At 70.6% G+C, this 3,019-nt stretch carries 2 protein-coding genes; both read right to left on the reverse strand.

Annotated features, from left to right (window positions below; genetic code table 11):
- Positions 1-63 precede the first annotated feature (63 nt).
- A complete protein-coding gene (locus tag AB0G02_RS33360; protein ID WP_360802287.1) occupies positions 64-2,322 on the reverse strand; it encodes a cellulose binding domain-containing protein in 2,259 nt (752 codons plus the stop codon).
- A 190-nt stretch (positions 2,323-2,512) separates the two neighbouring features.
- The coding region (locus tag AB0G02_RS33365; protein WP_360802290.1) for a substrate-binding domain-containing protein at positions 2,513-3,019 on the reverse strand (507 nt) is incomplete at its 5' end.

The following is a 3,019-nucleotide window of genomic DNA, read 5'->3' on the forward strand; positions in this document are numbered from 1 at the left end:
CCGAGCACACCTACACCGTGATGGCCTACCCCGAGTGGGGTAGGCCACAGTGACGCTCGGTGATCAGCCTGCGTAGTGGACGTCCGGCCACGGCGGCGTGGCCATGCCGTTCCCGATGTGGAAGCTCGGGTGCGGCGGCTGGTTGTAGGCGGTGTTCTGCCACGCGATCGCGACGCGGTACATGGTGTCGTGCATCAGCGTGGGGATGCGGCGGTCGGTCGGGTCGGGCGTGGAGTAGATCCGCAGCCCGGAGTTGTCCGACTTGCGCCAGACGACCTCCTCGCGCCAGTCCCCGAACAGGTCGCCGCTGAGCGCCGGCGTGGCCTTGGTGCCGTTGTTCGAGGCCACCCCGGACCCGGTGAGCAGGCGGGTCTCACCGTTGGTGCCGTACTTGTCGATCCGGGTCTGGTCGAGCAGCTCGCGGGTCGGGTCGCCGTCCCACCAGACCAGGAAGTTCATCGACGACGGCTTGCGGCCGACCGACGCGCCCTTGGTGTTGCGCAGGTTGCCGTCCATCGCGGACCACGCCTCCGCGCCGGGGTTGCCCGCGTAGATGTCGTCGGCCACGCCGCGGCCGTTGTCGCCGCCGGAGGCCGTGGTCCACAGCCGCTGCCCGGTGCGGGCGTCCGCGAACCAGGAACCCGGCTTGGAGGAGTCCTCCGAGACCTTGAAGTACTCCAGGCCGGGGCGGGACGGGTCGAAGTCGCCCGCGTGCGCGGCGTCACCGTGCCCGAGGCCCGTGGTCCACAGCCCGCGCCCGGTGTCGTCGATCGCGGCCGCACCGTAGAGGATCTCGTCCCGGCCGTCGGCGTCGACGTCCGCGATGCTCAGCGCGTGGTTGCCCTGACCCGCGTACCCCGAGTTGCCCGAGGCGTTGGAGTCGAACGTCCACCGCTTGGTCAGCGCGCCGTTGCGGAAGTCCCACGCCGCGATGACCGCACGCGTGTAGTAGCCGCGGGCCATGATCAACGACGGGCGGGCGCCGTCCAGGTAGGCGGTGCCGGCCAGGAACCGGTCGACCCGGTTGCCGTAGCTGTCGCCCCACGACGACACGGTCCCGCGCGGCGGGTCGTAGTTCACCGTGGACATCGCCGCGCCGGTCTGACCGTTGAACATGGTCAGGAACTCCGGCCCGGACAGGATGTAGCCGTCGGAGTTGCGGTAGTCGGCGCTCCCGTTGCCGATCACCGTGCCCCGGCCGTCCTTGGTGCCGTCCGCGGTCTTCATCGCGACCTCGGCCTTGCCGTCACCGTCGTAGTCGTACACCTGGAACTGGGTGTAGTGCGCGCCCGCCCGGATGTTGCGGCCCAGGTCGATGCGCCACAACCGGGTGCCGTCGATGCGGTAGGCGTCGATGAAGACGTTGCCCGTGACGCCCGCCTGCGAGTTGTCCTTGGCGTTGTCCGGGTCCCACTTCAGCACGAACTCGTAGTCGCCGTCGCCGTCCAGGTCGCCCACGCTCGCGTCGTTCGCGACGTACCCGCTGCCCGGCGACTGGATCGGCACGTCCCGGTACCCGGAGGCGAACGCCAGCGACGCGGGCGACGCCGCCTGCTCGCTGCCGTTCACCACGGCCCGCACGGTGTAGGAGGCGTCCGCCGCCGCGCCGTTGTCCAGGTAGTTCGTCGACGACGTGATCGGGGACGAGTTGACCTTCGTGCCGCCCCGGTACACGTTGAACGCCACGTCCTGCGGGTCACCGCCCAGCAGCCGCCAGCTGACCAGGTTGCCGCTGCCCGACCGCACGCTGATCACGCCGCGGTCCAACCGCTCGACCTGCTTGCGGCCGGTCGGGTCCGACGGCCCCGGACCGGGGGTCGTCGTGGTCGTGGTGGTGGTTCCGGTCGTCGTGGTGGTCGTCGTGGTCGAGGTGGTGGTGGACGTCGACGTCGACGTGGGGTTCACACCGCCCGTGCACGTCGTGCCGTTGAGCCGGAACGTCGTGGGCACGCCGACCGAGTCGCCGGTCACCGTGCCGTTGAAGCCGAACGACGCCGTGCCGCCGGTGGGGATCGACCGGTTCCAGTCCACGTTGGACGCCGTGACGTCCGCGCCCGAGCCGCCGAACGTGGCGTTCCACCCCTGGGCCAGGCGCTCGGTACCCGGGAACGACCAGCCCAGGGTCCACCCGTCCACCGGGTCACCGAGGTTGGTGATCGTGACGTTCGCGGAGAACCCGCCCTGCCACCTGTTCTGCACCACGTAGTCGACGCCGCAGCCGGGGGCGGCCGAGGCCACCCCGGCGACCAGCAGGCCTCCGGTCACCGCGCTGATCGCCGTGGCGGCGGCGATCGCCCGCGTTCTGAACGAGTTGGTGAGCACCGTTGCTCCTTCGTCGCTGATTCTGGGAGCGCTCCCAGGTGTGAGCCGGGTAACGCTCTCGCCCGCCACATGACAGCACCGCGACCGAGCCGCCGTCAAGGGATGAAACGGTTCATTTTCTACGTCTCAGCTGGCTGACGCAGACCTGTTACCTGGTCAGAGTGGTCTTGAAAAGATTCAACTACTCTGGCTACTTCTGCCGACGGCGAGGCCGCTGCACCCGGCGGCTCGACTCCCGGACGACCAGCTCCGGGGCGAACAGCACGTGCTGGTGCCGGTGCTCGCCGGGCGTCATCGTCTCCGCGATCACCAGCTCCGCGGCCGTGCGGCCGATCAGCTGGCGCGGCTGGCGCACCGAGGTGAGCGGCACGGCCGCGGCGGCGGCGAAGTCGATGTCGTCGTAGCCGACGATCGCGATGTCCTCGGGCACCCGCACGCCGGCGCGCACCAGCACCTGGAGCAGGCCCAGCGCCAGCAGGTCGTTGGCGCAGAACACCGCGTCCGGGCGGACGGACCTGGCCAGCAGCTGCTCCGCGGCGCGCTGCCCGGAGGCCACGTTGAGCGAGGCGACCTTCAGCTCCTCCACCACGCCCTCGTCACGGCCCGCCTTGCGCACCGCGTCGACCGCGCCCTCGTGCCGCTGGCGGGCCTGGTGGACGTGCGACGGCCCGTTGACCATGACGATCCGCTCGTAGCC

Origin of the sequence: Actinosynnema sp. NPDC023658 (genome assembly GCF_040639995.1) — a bacterium.
In the GTDB taxonomy this organism is placed as follows: domain Bacteria; phylum Actinomycetota; class Actinomycetes; order Mycobacteriales; family Pseudonocardiaceae; genus Actinosynnema.